Source organism: Tenacibaculum sp. ZH5_bin.1 (assembly GCF_042865525.1).
In the GTDB taxonomy this organism is placed as follows: domain Bacteria; phylum Bacteroidota; class Bacteroidia; order Flavobacteriales; family Flavobacteriaceae; genus Polaribacter; species Polaribacter mesophilus.
The window spans coordinates 1,324,676-1,347,194 of sequence record NZ_JBEGIO010000001.1 but is presented as its reverse complement, the minus strand read 5'-3'; the positions used below and the strand labels follow the sequence as shown (position 1 = coordinate 1,347,194).

Sequence of the window (22,519 nt, the reverse complement as noted above, 5' to 3'; positions counted from 1 at the left end):
AAATAGTTTACTTTCATTTAACGTGCAATTAGAGTTCTTTCTACTTTAAACTTTAAATATTTATCCTTTTCAATTCTTAATAAAAAATATAAATCTTTAAATAATATATTTGGATTGTTTTCTTTCCAACTATTTTGAATTAACCAATCGTAATCTACTAAATTTAAAAAATGTGTATCACAATGATTTATATAACTTATTTTATTATTATAAGCTTTACTAAAAACCATTGTTTCTATAAGTTGGTCATAATAAATATAGCCCTTAAATTCCCCTTCTTTTTTATCTTTTTTAATCTTTTCTTGTCTTTCTTCATACAGTTTTCTATCATAAAACTTAAACGTACTAATATTAGTATAATTTTTCACCCCTTTTATCTTTGAAATTTTATTAGTTTTTAAAATATAATCTTTATGGTTATCATTTAATATATAATACGCATCAATTTTATTGGTTTGCGAAAAACTGACAATAGATATTAGAAATAAGTAAAAAGTTAATTTAATTACATTCATTGGTTCCAGAGTTTTTAAAGTTATTTATAGAATTTAATATTCTTCTTTGTTCATTTCGAGTATATATTGGGTCAGCATACATATTATCCCATGCTTTAGTATTGTGCAAACCAGCCCAAGCTAAATCTTTATATAACTGATTAGGATATGTTTTACCTATTAAAGTAGCATATTCTTTTAACCCTTTTTCCATAGCTGTTCTATAATAATCTGCCATATAATTATGATGTGCATTGTTGGGATAATTATCATAATAATCAAACAAAGTAGGGAAATCAGCTCTAGTTCCGTTTAATGTATAAGTATTTGGTGGGGTATATAATAAACCACCTGTTATAAAAACCTTTCTATAAATATCTGCATGAATGGCTTCATGAATAATTGTATATGCACCCCATAAAGAAGGAGTATTATTCATATCAGGAGTGTCTAAAGTTATTTTTATAGGAATACCATAAGATGTTTCCCCTGAAACGCCTTCTTCTTCGATATCTTTTTCTTCTATCAATAAATTAATAAGAGCATCCGTTCCATCAAATTCTTGCAATGTTTTTTTAATCAAGCTATTGCTTTTTAGTTTCTCATAAACACATTTAGCTTTGCCTGTAAGTTTGTTAATAATTTGCTCTTCAAAATCTACTTCACCACCATTTGCTAACGCTTTAATGGCTTGTTCGGCAAATGTTTTGGCTTCTGAGGTCGTGTTTTTAAATAAGAAAGCCTCTACCTCTTTAGTCGTGACTAAATTATTACTGTCTGATAAAAAGTTGAGCTCCGACAATGATAAGCTGTTATCTAAAGTTCTATTAATATTATTGGTTCTAATTTGTGCTTCTGTATAAGTATTTCCATCAGCATCTTCTACAGGGGTTGTTATTATAGGATCTCCTCCTGTAGAACTTCCTGTACCTGAGCCTCCACCTCCTGATGAAGTATCATCTGTTGGTATATCGTTTGAAGGACCACCTGGTGGGGTGTAGTTTGTACAGTGTGAAAAGTCTATAACATAACCTGTTAATTGACTTCTGCTACAATATGATCCATCCCATTGTTTTTGTGGAGAATGACCATCTGCATTTCCTCCTGCATCACAGCTTTTATATTCAGGTATCCATACTCCATCACATGGTGTACTTCCTCCACCACCTCCATAATCACCATCGTCCTCTCCTGGTGTATCAAAAGAGTCGCTCCTTGCTTGTATATCTAGTTCACTAAAATCAAAATCTTCTTTTGATAGGCTATACAATAACGACTTTTCTGTATTCTTTCCGTTATTAGTATTATTTTCTCCTTGGTACGAAACCAAAAAATAGCTAAACTCATTATTATACTTTCTTACTAGTAAGTTCTCAAAAACAGAAGCTTCTTTTAATGTGTTTTCAAGTTTAAACGTCCAAGAAATTGTTGTTTTGGTTTTTATTTTAGCAATTTGATTGGTTAAAATAGAGAGTCTTTTTTTACCTGTACTTCCTTTACTACTTACATTTTTAGTACTCAGGTTTTTTTCAATTTTCTTTAAGGATTTTGAAAATTCGGAATCGTGAGTAAGTTCTTTATAATTTAATGTTGCTAGTGTATATGGTTTTGTTGTATTATCTGTGTGGGTATTGGGTATAATTTCATCTTTCTCACAGCTCGATAGCAATAGTGAAATTCCAAAAAGGAAAACGCCTAGTTTTAAAAGGTTAGCAATTTGTTTGTTTCTTTTTTTCATACTATTTATAGTTTTAAAATTAGTTACAATTTTTTATTTAAAAGTAGTTGCTCATGGTCTTTTACACAATAAGGAGTTTCCCTAATTGTTTTAACTCCTCCTCAGGGATATCCCTGAGTTTTCTTTAACATTTTTAGCATAAAAACCTAATATACTGCTACTTGACTCCAAAGTAAAGCATAAAAAATTAGAAACAGGTAAGTCAGTGACGTACTAAAAGTAAGTCACTGACTTACTTTTAGTACGTCAATTGTACGGTTATCAGTATTTTAAAACAAAAAGGAGGCTATTTCGGCGGATAATTATTGATTACTTTACCAATCACTTTTTGAAAATATAATTTCTTTTGTTCTGGAGTAGCTTTTTCTCTTATTTCACTAGTAGCAATTCCTTGCCATATTAACTGGTTGTCTTTACTCTCAACAAAATCAATGGTTAATTGCTGGTTTATTTTTCTACTTTCAATAGGAATACCTCCTGAAATTCCAAATCCAACATTTCTTCCTCCACTTCCTAAGCCAACACCTATCGTATTTCTATTAAGAGACTCTCTTTCTTCAGCTAAAATATTAATATACATATCAGGGGTTTCAGTTAATCGCATCCCTTTGGCTTCCATAGCTGTCGTTATTTCATAAGTGACTCTTTTTACATCTAATTCATTTAAACCTTTACCTGCATCTTCAAAAAAATTGAAGGTCTTATACTGACTAAAATCTGTTTGGCTATCGTAATCATATACTACTTTAGAAGAGGCACAACCAATAATAACTAACAGAAAAAAATATTTGTAATACTTCATATATAAATTCTTTACAATGTGTTTCATCAAAAACTATACCTTATAAAAATACAAAAAGCCTCGTTTACACGAGACTTTTTTAAGGTTAGTTAGTTGATTTTTATTGAACTGCTTTTAACGCATCAATATTTCCATACCCAAACTCTGAATGTTTGTTTGGATAAAAATCAGCGGATTCTTTCATTTTTTGTAAAACTTGTTCTCTTGACCAACTTGGATGTTTTGCCCATACTAACGCTGCAATACCAGCAGTTGTTGCTGTTGCTACAGATGAACCTCCTACATAATTTGCTTGTCCATCATAATAACTCAATACAGGAATTTTATTATCCGTTCCGTTAGTACGTTGCATTTGTACCGTAAAATCTATTTGTGATCCGGTATGACATACATCACACTTACTATATTGTCCTTCTTTAACACCTGTTACCGCAACAGTTTCAGACATACTTGCTGGAAAAATTACTCCATACCAAGTAGTAAACGAAGTAGACGTTCCTCCTGCTGCTAAAATCATTTTTCCTTTGCTATGTGCATACTTTACTGCATCCGATACATTACCAATACTAAAAGGAGAACCTAATGACATAGAAATAACTTTTACATCACTTCTATTTGCCAATGCTGTTAAGGCTTCAACAACACCTCTTTTTTCATGGTAATCGTCAATTACTACATTTTCAACAGCCCTATACGTTACTAAGTTTGCATTGTAAGCAACCCCTACAGGTAGATTATCATTATTTCTTGGAGCAGTCGCTACTGCAGCCATTTTGGTTCCATGACCACACTTATCATTTACTCCATCATAATTATTAGACCACGCCCACCAAGAATCTACAAACGTTCCATATTTCTGAACTGTTCTTCCTGATGAATATCCGTCATTAAAATATTGATTCATCCATTTTTGTTCTGGTGACAAACCAGAATCAACCACCGCTACAGTAATTCCTGACCCAGTACTGTAATTCCAAGCTTGTGAAATATTGTGCGCATCAAAAGACCATGGTAATTTAGCCCCTGGTGCTACTGTTCTATAGTCATTGGTGCTTAAAGTAGCCGTACCATAGCCACATCCTGAAGAACCTGATGAACTTGACTTAGCTTGTGCAGTAGACTCTAAAAAACTATAACCTCCCGGTTCTATATAACGAACTCTACTATCTTTTAATAAGACATTTATTGTTTCCTTGTTAGTAACTCTAATATCTAATACATTAATATTTTCATTTACATACAGCTCCGTTTCTCCCTTAGCAGAAGTTGATTCAAAGCTTTTTACTAATGCTATTAACTCATCTTTTATATTAGTACTTTCTTCACTTTTTGCATAGTTATTTTTTGAAGTACCGTACCCTATAGTCAAGATATTTTCTCCATGATTTACTGCACTCCATATAGTATGAGCATCTTGTGACATCCATTTGAAATCTCCAGTTTTTTGTAAAGACTCCTTGATTTTTGAATTAATTTCTTTTTTGGTAAGTAAATCTTGATCTTGTTTTATGTCTAATGCTTCATCATTATTAGAACATGAGATCATAGTTAAAACAACCGTTAGGCTTAAAAGTATTTTTTTCATTTTCGAAGGGGTTTAAATTAAAACTTTTCGAATATAGTAAAATTTTAATACAATTTTAACACTTTAAATAATTTAACACACACATAATTAACGTTTTATTAAAAACACAACACCCAATCCCAATAAAAAAGGAGCTCATGGCTCCTTCTTTACTTTAAGTTTTCAATATGTTTACTCCATCTTTACTCTAGTAGGTGTGTCTTTTCCTTCAATAATACTTTGAGTTCCTCTAGCAACTGCTTTAACAGTTTCTGTTAATACAGTCATATTTAACGTTTCAGCTTCATCTGTTACTTTATGATAATCCGCATCGATATCAATCGGAGTGGTTGAAAATGTATGAGACGGCACCCCTAAACGTGCTAGAGAAGCATTGTCTGATCGTAAGAATAATTGAAATTTAGGGTATGGATCTGGAAATAACTTATATCCTGACCCTTCCAAGTTCTTTTGAATTATTTTACCAAAATCCGATTTATCAAAACCAGTTAACCATGCTGTTTTTGGTCCTGTTTTAGGTTGTTTCCCTATTAACTCTAAATTAATTCCCGCTACAAACTTATTCGCATCAATTCCTTTTCCAAAGTACTCAGAGCCTACCAACCCCATTTCTTCAGCAGTAAAACATACAAACAAAATACTACGCTCATTGTTTCCTTTTTTAGCATAATATTCAGCCAATGATAATACACCAGTAACACCAGAAGCATCATCATTCGCACCATTAAAAATTCGATCTCCTTCCCCGTCTTTCTTTACCCCTAAATGATCGTGATGTGCAGATACAATAACAAACTCATCTTTTTTAGACTTCCCCTCTAACAAGCCTATAATATTACTCATCTTGATTCCTTTATACTCAAAATTTTGGCGATACGTAGTTAATGTATCAAAAGTTTTTAAACCAATTCTTTTGTATTCATTTTCTATATACTGAGTTGCTTTTTCCATTCCCTCAGTACCTGGTTTTCTACCTTCCATTTCATCTGAAGCAAGTGTATATAAGTGTTTTCTTACTAAAACAGAATCAATTAACTCTTCTTTATTTTCTTTTTTCTGAGTTACCTCAACAGTATTCATAGCAACCTCGCTACTAGTATTTTTAGTTTGCTTACACGACAGTAAAATTGATACACTTACAAGTGCTAATGGATATAAAACTTTTTTCATTCTTTATTTATTTAAAAGCCTAAATATAGCCAATTTAATTTCTTAATTTTGTTGAAAATTTTTAAGGATGGCTTTAACTGATATTCCAAACATAAAACATACTGATTCAAACAACTTTTTCTTACTTGCTGGTCCTTGTGCCATCGAAGGAGAAGATATGGCAATGCGTATTGCTGAAAAGGCAATTACCATTACTGACAAATTAGAAATTCCTTATGTATTTAAAGGAAGTTTTAAAAAAGCGAATCGTAGTAGAATAGATAGTTTTACAGGAATTGGTGATGAAAAAGCATTAAAAATTTTACGTAAAGTTTCTGAAACTTTTAATGTTCCTACCGTAACCGACATTCATGAAGTTTCTGATGCTGAAAAAGCTGCTCAATATGTAGATGTATTACAAATTCCTGCTTTCTTAGTTCGTCAAACCGATTTAGTAGTTGCTGCTGCTAAAACTGGTAAAGTTGTGAATTTGAAAAAAGGACAATTTATGAGTCCTGAAGCTATGCAACATGCTGTAAAAAAAGTTCATGATGCAGGAAATAAAAAAGCGTGGATAACTGATAGAGGTACGATGTTTGGGTACCAAGATATGATTGTTGATTTCCGCGGAATTCCTACGATGCGTCAATACGCTCCTACTGTGTTAGATGTTACCCACTCCTTGCAACAACCAAACCAATCAAGCGGTGTTACTGGTGGGCGTCCTGATATGATTGAAACCATTGCTCGTGCTGGTGTAGTAAATAATGTAGATGGTTTATTTATAGAAACACATTTTGATCCTGCAAATGCAAAAAGTGATGGAGCTAACATGTTACACCTTGATTATTTAGAAAGTTTGTTAACCAACTTGGTTAGCATTAGAAAAACTATTAATAATTTATAGGCACAGTTTTTGTTTCATACAATTGTTTTTAGTTTATATATGAAACAACTTCTTTTTTTATTCTTTCTAGCTACTACTATCGTAAGTGCACAAGACTTTTCTTTAATTGAAGAGAAAGTAAATGGGTATTCTAAAATTAATGAAGTAGAACGTCTGGCTCAACAGATAGCAAGCGATTTTAAAACTGAAGAACAACAAGTACAAGCTGCTTTTTATTGGCTTAGCCATAATATACGATATGATTTGGATGCATATTATCGTCCAAAAAACAAACGAATTTCTTTTAGATACAGGAATGAGCAAGAGAAATTAGCAAAGCTACAGGCTATAAAAGACGATATTGTTAACCAAACTCTATTAACTCGTAAAGCAGTTTGTGAAGGTTATGCACAAACTTTTGCTAAAATATGCTCTATACTTCAAATTGAAAACGAAGTTATAAAAGGGTACATCAGAAATTCATCAAATGATATAGCTAATCCTAAAATCAATTCCAATCATGCTTGGAACGCTGTTAAATTGAATGGTAAATGGATTTATATTGATGCCACCTGGGCAGCTGGAGTTGTAAATAATAACAGATGGCAACCTTTATTTAATTCTTATTATTATAACATTCCTAAAGAAAAGTACTTTAGAACACATTTTCCTGAAAAAACACTCTGGCAATTAAGAGTTGGTAGAATGGGGAAAAAAGACTTTTACAATCAGCCTATTTACGATGCTTCTTTTTTACAATCTGACCTAGAGCTAATTTCACCTTTAAAAGGGAGACTAAACAAAAATGCTACTATTGAACTAAAAATTAAAAACATACATCCTAATCAATCAATTTTCTTAGGCTATAGTGGATATAGATATGCTGTAAAACCAGATAAAATATCTACTAAAAATAATATTACTACAGTTACAACAACTCCACTTGATAATAGCAAACAGCTATTTTTAATCGTAGATAAAGAGGTAATGCTTGAATTTTTAATTGAATAACAATATTTTCTTCTTTTGATTTATTAAAGTAAATTTCTCTGTAATGATTTAAAAGAAAATCGACAAAGGGTGAAAACAAATTAACATTACATGAAAAAATTTTACACCCTCCTATTCTTTTCTATTTTATTAGGAATTTCAATAACCTCTTACGGTCAAGGTCTATATGATGGCTTTACTCCAAAGAAAAATAGTTTATCTATTACTACTTCTTTTACCAAAAGCGAGTATGAAAAATTTTATCTAGGTAAAACTAAACAAAACGCTACTCCTGTTCATGAAAAGATTAATCAGAATATTTATTCTCTTTATGCAAAATATGGTATCACTGATCGACTTTCAGCTATTGTAAGCATTCCTTTTATTGATGCTACAAATACTAGTAATCAACCAGACCCTGTAAACGGGTTAACCTCTATCTCTGAAGTTCAAGACATTTCAATAGCTTTAAAGTTTAATGCGCATAAGTTTCAGTTTAAAAGTGGAGATTTAAATATTATAACAGGTATTACTACCGTTATTCCTACAGGGTATGAGCCAAACGGAATATTATCTATTGGTAACGGAGGCTTCGGATTTGATTTAAAAGCTGGTTTACACTTAAACACAAACGTTGGCTTTTTCTCTACCATTTTTGCAGGTTACAACTTAAGAGGAAATGCTGATAATAATTTAACTCCTGGTGGTGACTTTGGTGTTCCTAATGCCTTTACCACTACTGGTAAAATTGGTTATGCTAGTAGCTTTATTTATGTAGAAGCTTGGGCAGATTATTATAACTCAGAAGAAGGAGTAGATATCGGAAGCCCTTCATTTAAAGGTAATTTCCCTGAAACTGATGTAGATTATAAGAGTGTGGGTATAACTGTTTATAAAAATATTCTTCCTAAACTAGGAATTGGAGTTGGTTACGGTAAAGTAATAGATGGTAGAAATATTGGTGAATCTTCTACTTACTCTGTAAGCCTAACATATAATGTCCTATAATCAAACACAATTAGATAAAAAAAGAGCTTTTAAAAAAAGCTCTTTTTTATAGATATGCTTTAACAAGATTAGTGACGTTATAAATTCAATTAGTTAATCTTTCCTCCAAAAACCTTTATGATTGTGTTTTGCTACTTCTCCTATAACTTGTAGTAGTATTTCTTCATTAATTTCTTCTATTGATGAATAACGAAGTGATTTTACAACTGCTCTACCTTCTGAAACTAAAAAAGTATCAAAGTCCTGTAAAATACCTTTTGCCCAAAATCCAACGTCAACAAATCCTTTTTTATGGGATGCATTTATATAACATAATTGCTTACCATTAATATAATATACTGGAATTTTCCATTTGTATTTTAATTCTAAATTTTGAAAATTCCCTTCTATCAGTACTTGTAAATGCAGTAAAATAGACTTGAATGGTTCTGGCTGTTTAAGTATGTATTCTTCGGCTGGTTTCATTCTTTCAAAAATACATCAAATTTTTATTTGTATGTTTCATAAAATTAAGCTTACTTTGTTTTTCAAAGTTCTTTAAAAATGAGTTCAGAAGATTATTTAAAAGACATATCAGAAATTAAAAACTTAATGAATAAATCATCAAGATTTATATCATTAAGCGGCTTGTCTGGTATTTTAGCAGGAATTTATGCTCTAATTGGTGCAGCTTATGCATATTGGTTAGTCAATATTAATTCTAGTGGTTATTTGATACTAGATGGAAAAACTTTCCAAATGGTCATCCTTGATTTATTGTTAGTTGGCTTTTTGAGCATTACTACCGCCATTTTTTTAACTACGAGAAAAGCTAAAAAAAACGGTGAAAGAATTTGGGATGCCACCACAAGAAGGTTATTATTGAATTTCCTTATTCCTCTGGTTTCTGGAGCCATCTATATCATTATTATTTTAGGACATCAGAAATATGGACAAACTGGAGCTTTGATGTTACTTTTTTATGGCTTAGCATTGATTAATGCTTCAAAATATACTGTAGGTGATATTAAGTATTTAGGGTATACTGAAGTTGTTTTAGGACTTATTGCTGCTATGCTTCCTGGTTATGGTTTTTGGTTTTGGGTTCTAGGGTTTGGAGTTATGCATATTGTTTATGGTACTGTCATGTATTTTAAACACGATAGAAAATAAGCACTATTTTCGTACTTTAAAATTTATCTTTTTTGAAAAACATTATTCTAAATATAAATAAAGCTTTTGATCATAGAATCAGACTCGGAATTATGTCTGTTCTTATGGTTAATGAATATGCTGAATTTACTACATTAAAAGAATTATTAGGTGCTACAGATGGTAATTTGGCAAGCCATACCAAAGCATTAGAAAAAGTTGAATTTATTAGGATAGAAAAACAATTTATTGGTAGAAAACCCAATACAAGATACTATGCTACAGAGCTTGGTAAGCAAGAATTTAAAAAACATATTGACGCTTTAGAAAAACTAATTAAAAATAAATAAAAACTAATTTTTTTATTATTAAACTTTGAAATTCAAAGTTCTTTTAAGACAATAAACTATGGAAATATCAAACAAACAAAACGGAAAATTCGGAAAGTGGGTAAAAACATCAATCACAGCTAGAATGTTAATGATTGGATTTTTAATTCTCATACTTTTAATTCCTTTATCTTTTATTAAAAGTTTAATTGTTGAGCGAATGAATCGACAGCAAGAAGTTGTACAAGAAATCAATCAAAAATGGGGTAAAGAGGTCTTGCTATATGGACCTATTTTAAAAATTCCCTACAAAACTTATAAAGAGAAATTTGTTCGAAATCAAAAGACAAAAGAAACTCAAACTGAGATTGAAGAAAAGATTAAATATGCTTACTTTTTTCCGAAGAAACTAAATGTCAAATCTTCTATAAACCCTGAAGAGAAAAAGCGTGGTATTTATAAAACAGCAGTATATAATAGTAAAATAGATATTGATGGCAGTTTTACAACACCTGATTTTAGTGAAAAAGATATTAATGAAAAAGACATACTTTGGAACAAAGCTCGCTTAATTATTAAAACTTCTAATTTAAAGGGATTAAACAATTTAGTTGAAATAAAACTGAATAAAAACAACTACGCTTTTACTTCTAAATATGAAGATGATGCTAGTAATGAAAAAGCCTACTACAACTATTTAAACCTTCATAAATTAGAAAGTAAATTTTTAAATGAAGAAGACCTTCCTAAAAAATCAGACACGAACTTTAATCTATCACTAAGCATCAATGGTAGCAAACAAATTCGTTTTATTCCTATCGGAAAAGAAACAACTGTTCATATAAATTCTGACTGGAAAACCGCTAATTTTATTGGAGAATACCTTCCTTTTAACTCCGACAAAATCTCTGAAAATGGCTTTAATGCTAAATGGAAAATACTGGATATAAATAGACCTTTCTCTCAACAATCTTTTAACGGAATTCCTAACTTAAAAGAATATGCTTTTGGTGTAAACTTCATGATTCCTGTAGACGAATACCAAAAAAGTGAACGATCTGCTAAATATGGCTTTATGGTTATTGGACTTACATTCTTAATTTTCTTTCTAATTCAAACAATGAGTAAAATATCCATTCATCCCTTTCAATATTTAATGATTGGCGTTGCCTTAACTATGTTTTATACCTTACTCATTTCTATTTCTGAACATAGTAGCTTTTTAAAAGCTTACTTAATAGCTTCGATAGCTGTTGTATTGCTAATTTCTTTGTATTCTAAATCCATTTTAAAAAGTAATAAATTTCCTTTATTTGTTGGAGCTTCTCTTACCACATTATATGCCTTTATTTTTGTAATTATTCAACTAGAAAATTATGCTCTTTTGGTAGGTAGTGTAGGATTGTTTATAATTCTTGCTTCAGTGATGTATGCTTCAAGAAAAATAGATTGGCAAAACGGTTAATTAACAACAATAAATAAGCAAACTATTATATTATGTAATAGTTTGCTTAATATATGATTATGAAATTCAATCTAAAATACTTCCTTGCCTTTATATTTCTTCTTTTGTTAGAAATTATAATAGCTCAAACTTCAGGATTTATAAGACATACTTTTGGTGACTTTTTAGTCGTTATCTTACTTTTTTATTTGGTGAAAGCGTTCTTTAACCTCTCTAATAAAACCGTGGCCGTTTCTGTGTTAATTTTTGCTTATATCGTAGAATTTTTACAGTTAACTCCTCTTCTAGAATTTCTTGGTTTAGAAAACAACCGATTAGCAGTAATCGTATTTGGTGCTACTTTTAGTATTGGTGATTTAGTAGCTTATACCTTAGGAATTGTCACTGTTTTACTTTTAGAAAAATTTTTAACTCGCAAATTATCTTCTAATCTTTCGTAAAATGTCTTCTAGTCCGTTTAACTTCAATTCGTAAACTAGCTCTAGCATTGTGCCTAGTTTCCCTTGTGGAAATCCTTTATTCTTATACCAAACAACATAATACTCAGGAATGTCAATTAAATACGTTCCTTTGTATTTACCAAAAGGCATTCTCATGTTTGCTGTATCAATTAAGAACTGTTTGTCTGGTATCATATTAAATAAAAATCCCGCTGAAGCGGGAGTTATTAAGTGTTATTCTTTTCCGTCTACGTAATCCTGCAAATATGCATAACGTTCGGTTAATTTACCAGTATTTGTTGTCATTTTTGATCGAGCTAAAATTCCGTCTTTATCATCATTATAAAATGCTGGAATTACATGCTCCAAAAACATTTCTCCAAAACCTTCACTTGCATCTTTTGGTAACTCACAAGGTAAATTATCAACCGCCATTACTGTAATGGCTTTTTCGTCTTTAAAGTCAATTTCTGATTCTGTTTCTGGGTTGTAACCGTAAATAGGGTCTGCAATTGTTGACGCACGAAGTGTTGTTGCTACTGGTCCATCAATATCACATGAAATATCTGCTACATACTTTATTCTAAACTCAGGATGTTTTACATCTTCACGTGTAAATAAATACGGAGCTCCGTCTCCATAAAAATGCCCTGCTATAAAGAAATCAGTTTGTTTCGCATACGCCATAAAATTACTTTCGTATCCTGTTGGATCTTTATAAAACTCAAACTTATCTCCTACTTTACCATCTTTTCGTTTGGCATACTCCATAACATCGGCTATACAATATACTGGCTCAGTAAACTCACTTGTTAAATACAAAGCATCACTTACTTGTTTAATTTGTAAATGATCTAAAATTTCTTGGGCTCCTTTTGCTACTTTTCCTGTTCCTGTTAGTAAAATTTTGATGTTTGGTAAAGTTATTTTATCTAATTCAACTTTTACAGCATCTAAATCGGGTAACGTTTCTACTTTGGGTAAGTTGAACAATCCTTCACGTATGCCTAAGGCTCTAAAACCATTATAAGCACCTACCAAACCTGCATAACGACCAAAACCAATTAAACGAGCTCCATTTTCTTCAATAATGGTTTCATGATCAAACATTTCTATATTTCTATCAAGCATTGCTTTTAACAACTTACGATTATATGGTTGCTTTTTAATCGTATGACTAAAGAAAAAATATTTTTTATTTGGAATTAAATTGTCTACAGGAACTTCTTTTACTCCTAATAACACATCACAATCAGAAACATCATTGGTTACTTCAAAACCTGCTTTTGTGTAAGCCTCATCAGAAAAAACTCGGATATCAGAACTTTCCACGACTATTTCTGCTTGAGGAAACTGTTCTTTAAACTCTTGCAATTTTTCTGGAGAAAACACAACTCTTCTATCTGGTGGATTTTTACGTTCTTTAATAATTCCGAATTTCATAATTGACCTTTGTATTAAAATTAAACAATTTTACATATAATGTTATAGTTTATAACAATTGCAGCGAAAATACTTGTTTTAAAATGATTGTACAAGTAGTATTTTTTTATATTTGCATCCTCTTGTTTCAACAGTATTGTTTTATATTGCTGTTAAACGAAATTGCATAGAATCAAAAAGATTATCTGGTATATTTTTTGCACGGGTACATATAGCATCTTTGACATATTGGGGACGACTGGTTTTGACAGCAAGATTAGTAAAAATGTAAGCATACCGAGGAGTGAAATGACAACTCGTTAAACTTATTTCAAACATTTAAACGGCGAAGATAACTACGCTTTAGCTGCTTAATCTGAATTAATAGTAAGATAGAGCCTCGGCGCACAAGGTGCGCAAGCTAAATGTCCACGAAAAGCCTTGGTTTACGGCGTTTCACTTTTGGGCATCGTAAAAGTAAACATAGAAAACTTAGGGCTTCGATAGGTTTTCGAAACTAAAGAAGATAAGTTAAGATTGGACGGTTTTTGGTCAGGTCTTAATCGAAAATTAAGCAAAAACTAAGTATGTAGAAAGCCTTTGAGCTACTTGTTTGGACCCGAGTTCGATTCTCGGCGTCTCCACAACAATCCCTTACAAGTCTGGTTTTGTAAGGGATTTTTTTATTATAAAGCTCATTTCTACGCTATCTATTATGCTAAAATTAACATGCGTATCCTTATATTTTTTTAACGTTTACTTCCTTATACAAAATAAATTATTGAGTATTTTTACAAGCTGATTCTTTAATTGATTAAAGAACTTAATGTTTTTTAAAAGGAGATATTCTAAACTAAAAAACAAAATCAACCTAATTTTTATTATTCAAATTATATTATGAAAAAAACAAGTCTTTTTTTAATTGCTTTTTTAATCTTACTACCTGCTTCATTGTTCGCTAATGAAGGAATGTGGTTTTTAATGCATATTAAGCGTTTAAACGAACGTGATATGCAAAAAATGGGACTTCAACTAACCGCTGAAGAAATTTACAGTATCAACAATCAAAGTCTCAAAGACGCTATCGTTCAATTTAACGGTGGGTGTACAGCTAGTATTATTTCTGATAATGGATTAGTACTTACAAATCACCACTGTGGTTATGACGCCATTGCAGAATTATCTTCTGAAGAGCAAAATCACCTTAAAAATGGGTACTGGGCTAAAACATTAAAAGACGAGCTTAAACCAGAAAGTCTTTTTGTAAGATTCTTTGTGAGAATGGATGACGTTTCTAAACGTATTTTATCTAAAGTAAACGATTCTATGACAGAAAAAGAACGTGAAGCTGCTATTAACAAAGAAATTGCAAAAATAGAACAAGAAAATAATGAAGGTGGTAAATATACTGTTTCTGTACGTTCTTTTTTCCAAGGAAATGAATATTACTATTTTGTATATGAAGATTATAAAGATGTACGATTAGTAGGTACACCTTCTGATAAAGTTGGTAAATACGGTGGAGACACTGATAACTGGGAATGGCCACGTCACACAGGAGACTTTTCTTTATTTAGAGTATATGCAGATGCAGAAGGAAACCCTGCAGAGTATTCTGAAAACAACGTGCCATTGAAAGCAAAATATCACTTACCTGTTAACATTAAAGGGGTAAAAGAAAATGATTTTGCTATGATTTTAGGATACCCTGGTAGAACAAACCGTTGGATGCCTGCAGAAGGAATCGAACAAAACGTAAATTACGCATATCCTGCTTGGGTAGAAGGATCTAAACTTAGCATGGATGTAATGAAAAAATACATGGATAAAGATGCATCTATCAATTTAATGTATGCATCTCAATATGCTAGAATTGCCAACTATTGGAAAAACAGACAAGGTATGATTGATGCTTTAACAGCTCATAAAACTGCCGAGGCTAAACGTAACGTAGAAAAAAAATTTGACAAATGGGCTAACAAAAAGTCTAACAAAGCAATTTACGGAGATGTTGTTACTAACATCAATAATTACTACAACTTAACCAACAACAAAGCAAAGCATGATAATTACTTAATGTTATTATTACGTTCTAGTAAATTTGCAGTTTTACCATATCAAATAGGTAAAGGATTTGAGTCTTATATTAATGCTAATGAAGCTGCTCGTAAGAATTTAATGCCTCGATTGAATGCTTTTATAGAAAGTAACTACACAAATTATCATTTACCTTTAGAAAAAGAAATTTTAACTGAGCAACTAAAGTTATATTCAGCTAAAGCAAATTACGAATTACCAGAGATTGTAGCTAAAATTGCTAAGGATGATAATTTTAACGACTACGTAAATTCTATTTTTGAATTAAGTATTTTTACATCTAAAGAGCGTACTACAGCTTTCTTAAAATATCCTAATAAAGAATTGTTAGCTAACGATCCTTTATATATCTTATCTTCTCAATTACTAGATAAGTATAGAGAGCAACCTGAAAACTTAGTACAACCATTAAACGATTATCAAAAATCATTTAGACTATTAGTAGATGGTTTACGTAAGTCTGGTCTAAGCAACATTAAATATCCAGATGCTAACTCTACTTTACGTTTAACTTACGGAAAAGTAAGAGCTTTACCTAAAGATTCTAGAAACGACGCTAGCATTAACAACTACACAACGTTAAAAGGAATGGTTAAAAAATATAAGCCAAACGATAGCGAGTTTGACTTATCTAAAGATATGTTAGATATCTATGAGAAAAAAGATTACGGAAGATATGCTAACAGTAAAGGTGAATTACCTGTAAACTTCTTATCTGATAATGATATTACCGGTGGAAACTCTGGTTCTCCAGTATTAAACGGAAAAGGTGAATTAATCGGGCTAGCATTTGATGGTAATATTGAAGCGATGGCTGGTGATGTTATTTTTGACAAAAACCTACAACGAACTATTAATGTAGACATTAGATATGTACTTTGGTTAATTGATAAGTATGCTGGTGCTAAACGTATTGTAGATGAGCTTACTATTGTGAAATAAAGTATAACACTGACACGAACTAAAAAACGTAGCTATTTCTTTAGCTACGTTTTTCTTTTTTAGATAATTCATGATTTTTTTACACATAAGATATTTCTTTTAATAAACGTTTTATAAAAAAATCATATTTAAAACATTTACTAATTAATATAACTAACCTTAAAAACTTATAGTTTCTCCATCATCAGGTACATATACTTTTTTAGACAAATCTAAATTTAAAACTTCTGCTCTCAATTCTTCACGCCTTGTAGGGCAATGATTTACTGCCTCCATATGATTGGCGATGACTTTACCTGGTGCATTTTTAGCAAATTTTAAAATATCATCCATAGTCATTAATAAAGGTTTAAAAATATCAAACTGAGCCGATCCTGCTGCAACTACGCTAATATCTGGTTTATAGTTTCTAAAAACTTTATCTACTGTATCTGTATAAATAGTATCGCTACTTAAATAAATTGATGGTTGATTAGGTAATTGTATAAAAAAACCCATAACATTACCTGCTGGTTTGGCTACAAAACCATAACCATGTTTTGCCGGAATTCCTTCTATACTACCATCTAAAAATTCAGATTTAGTCCAATATTCAATAGCTTTTACAATGTTTAAACCTTTCTTTGAAAATGTTTTTTCATCTTTTACACTACAAAACACAGGGATATTCTTCTCTTTTAAGAAATCTTCTGCAGGTTTGTCAATATGATCTGGATGGTTGTGCGTTATAACACAATGCGTAATTTTATCTAAAAAGGTTTTACTAATTTCTGGTAATTCTACAATAGGATTTTTAACAGGTTTGAACCTAAAAAATGTAAATGGAGGCAAAGATCCTTTTGAGCCTAACATAGGATCTATTAAAATAAAATGACTATTAGCTTCAATAACCATTGTGGCATTTCTAAAGTGATGAATTTTCATAATGCTTAAATGTTTTTGCAAAGGTTACAAACGTATTACACTTAAGCATTGATTCAAATCAAGAAATGCGTTTTCGAATACGACTTAAAGTTTCTGGTGTAACATTTAGGTAGGATGCAATGTGGTATTGTGGAATATTGTCTAGCCAGTTAGGTCTATAAATAATTAGCTCTTTGTATAGTTCATCTGCTGTTTTAGTAATACGATTATATTCAAAAAGTTCTTTTTGTTTCAATAATCGTTGAAACGAAATTTCTATAAACGATTTTCCGCATTCGTAATTATCCAACAGCTTTCTAAAGGCACTTTTTTCAACAGATAATAGTTCTACTTCTGTTATGCATTCTTGGTTTTTGTTAGTAGAGATATTATTAATAAACGAACTTAAGTCTGTGATAAATTGTGGTTCGGCGTAAAAATTAATGTTGGTCTCTTTGTCTGGTGTAGCATAATACTCTCGCACCACACCAGAATTAAGAAACCTTAAATAATTTTCAGTAGTATTTGCAGCAAGAAGCATTTCGCCTTTAGCTACTTTTTCAACTTTAAATAAACCGAATAATTCTTTTAAACCTTCTTGATTCAGAGGGTATTCGGTGTTAAAAAATGCTTGTATTTGACTTAGTTCTGATTGCAAATCATTCTTATATTTTGATATGATCCTGATCTTTAAATTTTTCATAAAGACTAGGATAATTTGATTTAAATGTTTCCTTTATAAATTCCAAAGGTACATCATCAAAATGACCATAATCTTCTATATAGGTCATAAATTTATGGTCGTCTTTATTGTATTCTTGCAGCACTGCATCTTCGACACCATTAAAATCTAAAACATCAACATTGTAAATGGCACACAGTTCTTTATTAAACGCAGGCGAACATTTAACCCATTTATCATTATAAAATACATCTACCAAACCATGAGGAGCTAATTCATTAGTTCCAATCACTTTTTCTAAGCGCTCTGTAGCAATATGGTTGGATACTTTGGCTAAATGTAATCTTGCTGGAATATTGAAGGCACGTAAACAAGCAATGTATAAAATAGCTTTATCAATGCAATGTCCATCTGGCTTTTTTGCTATATTACTAGCTTTAAAGTGCTCTTTAGTTAAACCAATATTAAAAGGTAAATAACGCCAACCATCTCTAACCTTTAGATATAATTGCTCTATAATATCTTGTTGAGAGGTAAAATGCTTAACGTCTTTTATAACATCTTCAATAACTGAACTATTATAATCGAAATAATAGGTTTTTTCGGTGTATTTCATATTACAAATTTATAACATTTCGCCTCTTGCAGGATAATCTGAAGACACAATATAATCTACAGCTTTTACAAATGAAGGTAAATAAGGTCTTCCCCAAGGATTACTATTCATAGCAGAATAATAGATTTGATTGTTATTGTCTATTAAAAAAAGTCCTGGTTCACTAAATGTGTTTGGTTCACCATCTTTTATACCTTTGCTTAAATATAACCCCCATTTTTTAGCAGTTTCTAAATCTAAGTTATACCCTAATTTTAATTCTGATAGCTCCCATTTTTGACGTGATAAGCGTGCTCTAGACTCAGAGTCCATACTTACAGCAACAACGTTAACACCTCTTTCTTTAAATTCTGGTAATAACTCTTCTAATTGTTGTAAATATTTTTTACACAACGGGCAATGCAAACCTCTGTAAAAAACCACTAAAGTAAATTTTTCTGGTTGTTGATTGTTAATCTGCCATTCGTTACCATCTAATACTGGGAAAGTTAAATTTGGTGCTGTATGCTTTGGTGTTGGTCTGTTCATTTTATGTGTATTAGTTGTATTCTATTAAACGTGAAAACTTTCAATGGATTATATTTTTTGAAGTAATTCTTCATTAATATGTTTTTCAAATCTTACAAAGTCGCTTTCAATCTCCGGATTTTTCATCACGTCGTAAGCAAAAAATGTTTTTAAAGGTTCTAAACCAAACCATTTAAAGTTGAGATGCATTGGTAATAACAAGTCGTCTTCACTTTTACCAGCAAAAAAAGGCTCATCAGGATTGTTAAAAGCCTCTTTAGGCGCATTTGCAGTTACTGACATCATGTATTTTCCGTTTAACAAACCACCTAAACCATAATTCTTTTTTGGTGCTTCAGAAGTACGACCATCACCTTGCGATAGTTTCCCCATCATACCTGCAGTGAATACATCATCCATATATTTTTTAAACGACCAAGTAATTCCCATCCAGTTTAAAGGCGTTTGTAAAAATACAACATCTGCCCAAAGAAATTTTTCTACTTCCTCATCTACATTATAGTCATTTTGAGTTACGGTAATCTTTATATTTAAGTTAGCTTCTTTTAATTGAGCTGATAGTTTTTCAATAAAAGATTGATTTAATTTTCCTTCTGCAAATGGATAATATTGATGACCATTAATGATTAAAATGTTTTTCATTTTTATAAAACTTTAAATTAGTATTGCAAAGAAACTAATAATAGTTTATTTTTGAAACCAAAATAATATAATCACATTAAATAGTGGTTACAAAATGGTAACTAATGGGAAGAAAAGTAATTGATAATCCAAATGTGTGTTCGTTAGTTCACGCGATGAACGTAATTGGAAATAAGTGGAAGCCTATTTTAATTTACTTATTAGCAAACGGAAGTTTACGCTTTGGAAAACTCTTAATATTTACTCCTACTATATCAAAAAAAGTGTTAACAGAGCAATTAAGAGAGCTTGAGGAAGATGGTATCATAATTAGAAAAAAATATGCTGAAATACCACCACGAGTTGAATATTCACTATCTAAAAAAGGTGAAGCTTTACTGCCAATTCTTAAAAGTTTGAGTGAATGGACCCAAGATAGTTTTAAGGACATTGAGTTTGAAGCCTGTAGAATAATAACTTTATAAAATACCAGTAAAATTACTCTAATACTATTCCCTTTTTAACAACAACTTCTCTCTACTTAACTATAGTAGCCAACAAAATTCTTACGACTTCTTCAAACGGAGTTTATTCGTACTTTACTTTTAAAGACATGTTTTTTATATACCCTTTTCTAGTTATTAAGCCGTCTTTCTCTAACTATTTTAATTGAAGACTTAATGTATGTTATATAATGATGGAAGTTAACTCATATAATTTGTTTCAGCACTTTTTTCGTTCAAAAAATAAATAAAAAATTATACTTTTCCTTTTACCTCCTATCAATTAAATAGTAATACTTGTAGAACTCTAAAGCTCTCTATAATTATACTTAATTAATCTTTTATTTTGCCTGCTCCAAATGCTACTATAATTTAATGTTCCAAAAACATTATACTATCATTAATTATAAAACTTTACTTTTTATAGTAAATTTAACATTACCTATAAAGCTATTAAAAATAGTAGCTAACAGTGTTTTTTAACATAAAAAACATACTATCATTTTTGACCGTTATTGCAAAAACCTTAAACTATTAATACTTTTGATACTATACTTTTGATAGCTTGAATTAAACAAATAAAAAACAATTAAAATGAATTTAAAAGACATATTAAATTGGAGATATACCACAAAAGAATTTGATCCATCTAAATCAATTTCTAAAGAAAATATGGAGCAAGTAAAACATTTACTACAAATGAGTCCTTCAAGTGTTAATCTTCAACCTTGGCACTTTATTATCGCTGAAACTAGAGAGGGTAAAGCACGTATTGCAAAAGGCACTCAAGGTTTTTTCCACTTTAATGAACCTAAAGTAACTAATGCTTCAGCTGTTATTTTATTTTGTGTAAAGACTAATGCTGATGAAGATTATTATAAATATATAGCGGAGGTAGATGATAAAAATGGACGATTTCCTAATCAAGATGTTAAAAATGGATTTATAGGCGCCGTTAAAACCTTTGCAGATATTCATAAATATGACTTAAAAGATCTTCAACATTGGATGGAAAAGCAAGTATACCTTAACGTAGGAAGTTTTTTGCTAGGTGTTGCAAGTTTAGGTATAGATGCCACACCAATGGAAGGTATAGATGTAAAAGCATTAGATGAAGAATTTGGTTTAAGAGAAAAAGGTTATACCTCATTAGTTGCTGTTTCTATTGGATACAGGGCAAAATCCGACTTTAATTCTACTGATAAAACTCCTAAATCAAGATTGTCACAATCTGAAGTTTTTACAGAAATCTAAAAATATTAAAATGATTAAAACTGTCCTGTTAGCTTCATTTTTTTTAATGTTTACAGTTAAAATCAATGCTCAGACTTCAACTATAGATCACACAAAGACTAAAAACGAAGTAGTAACCACTGAACAAATAGAATGGAGCTGGCTTAATCCGTTACGTGGAGACAAAAGTCCAGCTGCGGGAAAACTTTGGGGTGATCGTACCAAAAACGAACCTTCAGGTTTTTTAGTAAAATTTAAAAAAGGTTTTTCATCTCCACCACACATTCATAATGTCACTTATCGAGGTGTAGTTATTAAAGGGTTATTGCATAACGATGATGAAAACGCAAAAAAACAATGGTTACCTACAGGATCTTTTTGGATGCAGCCTGCAGGCCAAACGCATATTACTGCTGCCAATGCTGAAGACAATTTAGCATATATTGAAATTCAAGAAGGTCCATATTTAGTAAAACCTACAGATGAAGCTTTTGATAATGGTGAACGACCAATAAATGTAGACCAACACAACCTCGTATGGTTAAATGCAAACGATATTACTTGGGTTACAAATAAAAGTGATATTAAAACTGCATTTTTATGGGAAACACATAAAAACAATAAACTTCAGGCTATTTTAGTTAAATTACCTGCTGGTTTTAAAGGTAATATTAAAAACCTAAGCGAGAATTTTAGAGCTATAATAATAAAGGGTAAAATAGTGCATCAAATAGAAAATAATAAGGTTATAAATGTGCTTGAAGCAGGGAACTACTTTAGTTCTAAAAAAGGAACTAAACATACAATAGCTGTAAAAAACAACAAAGAGTCTATTCTCTACATAAGAAGCAACGGAGACTTTAAAATTCACTAACAAAAAACCTAAAACACTAAATAACAGTGTTATAAATTTATTTTCATAATAAAAAAATATAAGAGCCACCAAATGTAAAAC

At 30.8% G+C, this 22,519-nt stretch carries 24 protein-coding genes and 1 other RNA gene; 12 read left to right on the top strand and 13 right to left on the bottom strand.

From position 1 onward, the window contains the following. Window positions 1-17: 17 nt before the first annotated feature. The 5 genes from ABHQ57_RS06245 to ABHQ57_RS06225 all read right to left on the bottom strand — a co-directional run bounded on the left by ABHQ57_RS06245 (window position 18) and on the right by ABHQ57_RS06225 (window position 5,789). Complete coding sequence (locus tag ABHQ57_RS06245; protein ID WP_167713398.1) at window positions 18-515, bottom strand: hypothetical protein; 498 nt, start codon at window positions 513-515, stop codon at window positions 18-20. After that, complete coding sequence (locus tag ABHQ57_RS06240) at window positions 502-2,232, bottom strand: hypothetical protein (protein WP_389862813.1); 1,731 nt, start codon at window positions 2,230-2,232, stop codon at window positions 502-504. The genes ABHQ57_RS06245 and ABHQ57_RS06240 overlap by 14 nt, the downstream gene beginning before the upstream one ends. Before the next feature lie 286 nt (window positions 2,233-2,518). Further along, window positions 2,519-3,034, bottom strand: coding sequence for a DUF4136 domain-containing protein (locus ABHQ57_RS06235; protein WP_159490014.1), 516 nt, complete (start codon window positions 3,032-3,034; stop codon window positions 2,519-2,521). A gap of 100 nt (window positions 3,035-3,134) precedes the next feature. Then, entirely contained in the window at window positions 3,135-4,619 is a 1,485-nt protein-coding gene (locus tag ABHQ57_RS06230; RefSeq protein ID WP_389862809.1) for a S8 family serine peptidase, read from the bottom strand. Between the two features lie 171 nt (window positions 4,620-4,790). Then, window positions 4,791-5,789: a M28 family peptidase gene (locus tag ABHQ57_RS06225; RefSeq protein WP_047789871.1), complete on the bottom strand. Its 999-nt coding sequence runs from the start codon at window positions 5,787-5,789 to the stop codon at window positions 4,791-4,793. 67 nt (window positions 5,790-5,856) lie between these two features. Between ABHQ57_RS06225 and kdsA the strand changes: the two genes are divergently transcribed. From kdsA to ABHQ57_RS06210, 3 genes are all read left to right on the top strand, one after another. Then, entirely contained in the window at window positions 5,857-6,675 is an 819-nt protein-coding gene (kdsA, locus tag ABHQ57_RS06220) for a 3-deoxy-8-phosphooctulonate synthase (protein ID WP_073181470.1), read from the top strand. Window positions 6,676-6,714: 39 nt separating this feature from the next. Continuing rightward, the gene (locus tag ABHQ57_RS06215; RefSeq protein ID WP_389862805.1) at window positions 6,715-7,665 is read left to right on the top strand and encodes a transglutaminase domain-containing protein; all 951 of its coding nucleotides are present in this window, start codon (window positions 6,715-6,717) and stop codon (window positions 7,663-7,665) included. A gap of 90 nt (window positions 7,666-7,755) precedes the next feature. Further along, window positions 7,756-8,652 carry a hypothetical protein gene (locus tag ABHQ57_RS06210; RefSeq protein WP_159490006.1) on the top strand — a complete coding sequence of 299 codons (897 nt, stop codon included), beginning with the start codon at window positions 7,756-7,758 and terminating at the stop codon, window positions 8,650-8,652. A 93-nt stretch (window positions 8,653-8,745) separates the two neighbouring features. On the opposite strand, the gene ABHQ57_RS06205 is transcribed toward ABHQ57_RS06210, so the two are convergent. Then, on the bottom strand, window positions 8,746-9,117 hold the full coding sequence (locus ABHQ57_RS06205) for a DUF1801 domain-containing protein (protein WP_047789875.1): 372 nt from the start codon (window positions 9,115-9,117) through the stop codon (window positions 8,746-8,748). A gap of 78 nt (window positions 9,118-9,195) precedes the next feature. On the opposite strand from ABHQ57_RS06205, the gene ABHQ57_RS06200 reads away from it, so the two are divergent. Genes ABHQ57_RS06200 through ABHQ57_RS06185 form a run of 4 tightly spaced genes read left to right on the top strand, consistent with a single transcriptional unit; the run spans window position 9,196 to window position 12,017 of the window. After that, a complete protein-coding gene (locus tag ABHQ57_RS06200) occupies window positions 9,196-9,804 on the top strand; it encodes a hypothetical protein (protein WP_047789876.1) in 609 nt (202 codons plus the stop codon). Window positions 9,805-9,836: 32 nt separating this feature from the next. Next, window positions 9,837-10,133 carry a transcriptional regulator gene (locus ABHQ57_RS06195; RefSeq protein ID WP_047789877.1) on the top strand — a complete coding sequence of 99 codons (297 nt, stop codon included), beginning with the start codon at window positions 9,837-9,839 and terminating at the stop codon, window positions 10,131-10,133. A gap of 58 nt (window positions 10,134-10,191) precedes the next feature. Further along, entirely contained in the window at window positions 10,192-11,577 is a 1,386-nt protein-coding gene (gene creD / locus ABHQ57_RS06190) for a cell envelope integrity protein CreD (RefSeq protein ID WP_389862801.1), read from the top strand. A gap of 59 nt (window positions 11,578-11,636) precedes the next feature. Next, window positions 11,637-12,017, top strand: a complete 381-nt coding sequence (locus ABHQ57_RS06185; RefSeq protein ID WP_167713387.1) for a DUF2809 domain-containing protein — start codon at window positions 11,637-11,639, stop codon at window positions 12,015-12,017. On the opposite strand, the gene ABHQ57_RS06180 is transcribed toward ABHQ57_RS06185, so the two are convergent. Continuing rightward, the gene (locus ABHQ57_RS06180) at window positions 11,997-12,212 is read right to left on the bottom strand and encodes a DUF3820 family protein (RefSeq protein ID WP_167713385.1); all 216 of its coding nucleotides are present in this window, start codon (window positions 12,210-12,212) and stop codon (window positions 11,997-11,999) included. The genes ABHQ57_RS06185 and ABHQ57_RS06180 overlap by 21 nt on opposite strands. Before the next feature lie 39 nt (window positions 12,213-12,251). Further along, window positions 12,252-13,460: an NAD(P)-dependent oxidoreductase gene (locus tag ABHQ57_RS06175; protein WP_073181484.1), complete on the bottom strand. Its 1,209-nt coding sequence runs from the start codon at window positions 13,458-13,460 to the stop codon at window positions 12,252-12,254. A 230-nt stretch (window positions 13,461-13,690) separates the two neighbouring features. Between ABHQ57_RS06175 and ssrA the strand changes: the two genes are divergently transcribed. Both ssrA and ABHQ57_RS06165 read left to right on the top strand, forming a co-directional pair. Then, window positions 13,691-14,086, top strand: a transfer-messenger RNA (tmRNA) gene (gene ssrA, locus ABHQ57_RS06170). Between the two features lie 250 nt (window positions 14,087-14,336). Continuing rightward, window positions 14,337-16,478 carry a S46 family peptidase gene (locus ABHQ57_RS06165; protein ID WP_167713383.1) on the top strand — a complete coding sequence of 714 codons (2,142 nt, stop codon included), beginning with the start codon at window positions 14,337-14,339 and terminating at the stop codon, window positions 16,476-16,478. A gap of 159 nt (window positions 16,479-16,637) precedes the next feature. Here ABHQ57_RS06165 and ABHQ57_RS06160 read toward each other — a convergent pair whose 3' ends face one another. From ABHQ57_RS06160 to ABHQ57_RS06140, 5 genes are read right to left on the bottom strand one after another with little or no spacing between them, the layout of a single operon-like run. Continuing rightward, on the bottom strand, window positions 16,638-17,402 hold the full coding sequence (locus ABHQ57_RS06160; RefSeq protein WP_167713381.1) for an MBL fold metallo-hydrolase: 765 nt from the start codon (window positions 17,400-17,402) through the stop codon (window positions 16,638-16,640). Between the two features lie 58 nt (window positions 17,403-17,460). Next, window positions 17,461-18,039, bottom strand: coding sequence for a Crp/Fnr family transcriptional regulator (locus ABHQ57_RS06155; RefSeq protein ID WP_073182651.1), 579 nt, complete (start codon window positions 18,037-18,039; stop codon window positions 17,461-17,463). A 7-nt stretch (window positions 18,040-18,046) separates the two neighbouring features. Next, window positions 18,047-18,679, bottom strand: a complete 633-nt coding sequence (locus ABHQ57_RS06150) for a transglutaminase family protein (RefSeq protein ID WP_073181530.1) — start codon at window positions 18,677-18,679, stop codon at window positions 18,047-18,049. Window positions 18,680-18,688: 9 nt separating this feature from the next. Beyond that, the gene (locus ABHQ57_RS06145) at window positions 18,689-19,207 is read right to left on the bottom strand and encodes a peroxiredoxin-like family protein (RefSeq protein ID WP_167713379.1); all 519 of its coding nucleotides are present in this window, start codon (window positions 19,205-19,207) and stop codon (window positions 18,689-18,691) included. A 48-nt stretch (window positions 19,208-19,255) separates the two neighbouring features. Next, window positions 19,256-19,849 carry an NAD(P)H-dependent oxidoreductase gene (locus ABHQ57_RS06140; RefSeq protein WP_167713377.1) on the bottom strand — a complete coding sequence of 198 codons (594 nt, stop codon included), beginning with the start codon at window positions 19,847-19,849 and terminating at the stop codon, window positions 19,256-19,258. A gap of 104 nt (window positions 19,850-19,953) precedes the next feature. On the opposite strand from ABHQ57_RS06140, the gene ABHQ57_RS06135 reads away from it, so the two are divergent. From ABHQ57_RS06135 to ABHQ57_RS06125, 3 genes are all read left to right on the top strand, one after another. Beyond that, complete coding sequence (locus ABHQ57_RS06135; RefSeq protein WP_167713375.1) at window positions 19,954-20,313, top strand: helix-turn-helix domain-containing protein; 360 nt, start codon at window positions 19,954-19,956, stop codon at window positions 20,311-20,313. A 612-nt stretch (window positions 20,314-20,925) separates the two neighbouring features. Continuing rightward, window positions 20,926-21,585 (top strand): oxygen-insensitive NAD(P)H nitroreductase, encoded by a 660-nt coding sequence (nfsB, locus tag ABHQ57_RS06130; RefSeq protein ID WP_167713373.1) that lies wholly within the window; start codon window positions 20,926-20,928, stop codon window positions 21,583-21,585. Between the two features lie 10 nt (window positions 21,586-21,595). After that, on the top strand, window positions 21,596-22,438 hold the full coding sequence (locus tag ABHQ57_RS06125; RefSeq protein ID WP_167713372.1) for a DUF4437 domain-containing protein: 843 nt from the start codon (window positions 21,596-21,598) through the stop codon (window positions 22,436-22,438). Window positions 22,439-22,519: the final 81 nt, after the last annotated feature.

Coding starts and splice junctions, on each gene's coding strand:
- ABHQ57_RS06245 (WP_167713398.1), bottom strand. CDS start 515: ATGAATGTAATTAAATTAACTTTTTACTTATTTCTAATATCTATTGTC.
- ABHQ57_RS06240 (WP_389862813.1), bottom strand. CDS start 2,232: ATGAAAAAAAGAAACAAACAAATTGCTAACCTTTTAAAACTAGGCGTT.
- ABHQ57_RS06235 (WP_159490014.1), bottom strand. CDS start 3,034: ATGAAGTATTACAAATATTTTTTTCTGTTAGTTATTATTGGTTGTGCC.
- ABHQ57_RS06230 (WP_389862809.1), bottom strand. CDS start 4,619: ATGAAAAAAATACTTTTAAGCCTAACGGTTGTTTTAACTATGATCTCA.
- ABHQ57_RS06225 (WP_047789871.1), bottom strand. CDS start 5,789: ATGAAAAAAGTTTTATATCCATTAGCACTTGTAAGTGTATCAATTTTA.
- kdsA (WP_073181470.1), top strand. CDS start 5,857: ATGGCTTTAACTGATATTCCAAACATAAAACATACTGATTCAAACAAC.
- ABHQ57_RS06215 (WP_389862805.1), top strand. CDS start 6,715: ATGAAACAACTTCTTTTTTTATTCTTTCTAGCTACTACTATCGTAAGT.
- ABHQ57_RS06210 (WP_159490006.1), top strand. CDS start 7,756: ATGAAAAAATTTTACACCCTCCTATTCTTTTCTATTTTATTAGGAATT.
- ABHQ57_RS06205 (WP_047789875.1), bottom strand. CDS start 9,117: ATGAAACCAGCCGAAGAATACATACTTAAACAGCCAGAACCATTCAAG.
- ABHQ57_RS06200 (WP_047789876.1), top strand. CDS start 9,196: ATGAGTTCAGAAGATTATTTAAAAGACATATCAGAAATTAAAAACTTA.
- creD (WP_389862801.1), top strand. CDS start 10,192: ATGGAAATATCAAACAAACAAAACGGAAAATTCGGAAAGTGGGTAAAA.
- ABHQ57_RS06185 (WP_167713387.1), top strand. CDS start 11,637: ATGAAATTCAATCTAAAATACTTCCTTGCCTTTATATTTCTTCTTTTG.
- ABHQ57_RS06180 (WP_167713385.1), bottom strand. CDS start 12,212: ATGATACCAGACAAACAGTTCTTAATTGATACAGCAAACATGAGAATG.
- ABHQ57_RS06175 (WP_073181484.1), bottom strand. CDS start 13,460: ATGAAATTCGGAATTATTAAAGAACGTAAAAATCCACCAGATAGAAGA.
- ABHQ57_RS06165 (WP_167713383.1), top strand. CDS start 14,337: ATGAAAAAAACAAGTCTTTTTTTAATTGCTTTTTTAATCTTACTACCT.
- ABHQ57_RS06160 (WP_167713381.1), bottom strand. CDS start 17,402: ATGAAAATTCATCACTTTAGAAATGCCACAATGGTTATTGAAGCTAAT.
- ABHQ57_RS06150 (WP_073181530.1), bottom strand. CDS start 18,679: ATGAAATACACCGAAAAAACCTATTATTTCGATTATAATAGTTCAGTT.
- ABHQ57_RS06145 (WP_167713379.1), bottom strand. CDS start 19,207: ATGAACAGACCAACACCAAAGCATACAGCACCAAATTTAACTTTCCCA.
- ABHQ57_RS06140 (WP_167713377.1), bottom strand. CDS start 19,849: ATGAAAAACATTTTAATCATTAATGGTCATCAATATTATCCATTTGCA.
- ABHQ57_RS06135 (WP_167713375.1), top strand. CDS start 19,954: ATGGGAAGAAAAGTAATTGATAATCCAAATGTGTGTTCGTTAGTTCAC.
- nfsB (WP_167713373.1), top strand. CDS start 20,926: ATGAATTTAAAAGACATATTAAATTGGAGATATACCACAAAAGAATTT.
- ABHQ57_RS06125 (WP_167713372.1), top strand. CDS start 21,596: ATGATTAAAACTGTCCTGTTAGCTTCATTTTTTTTAATGTTTACAGTT.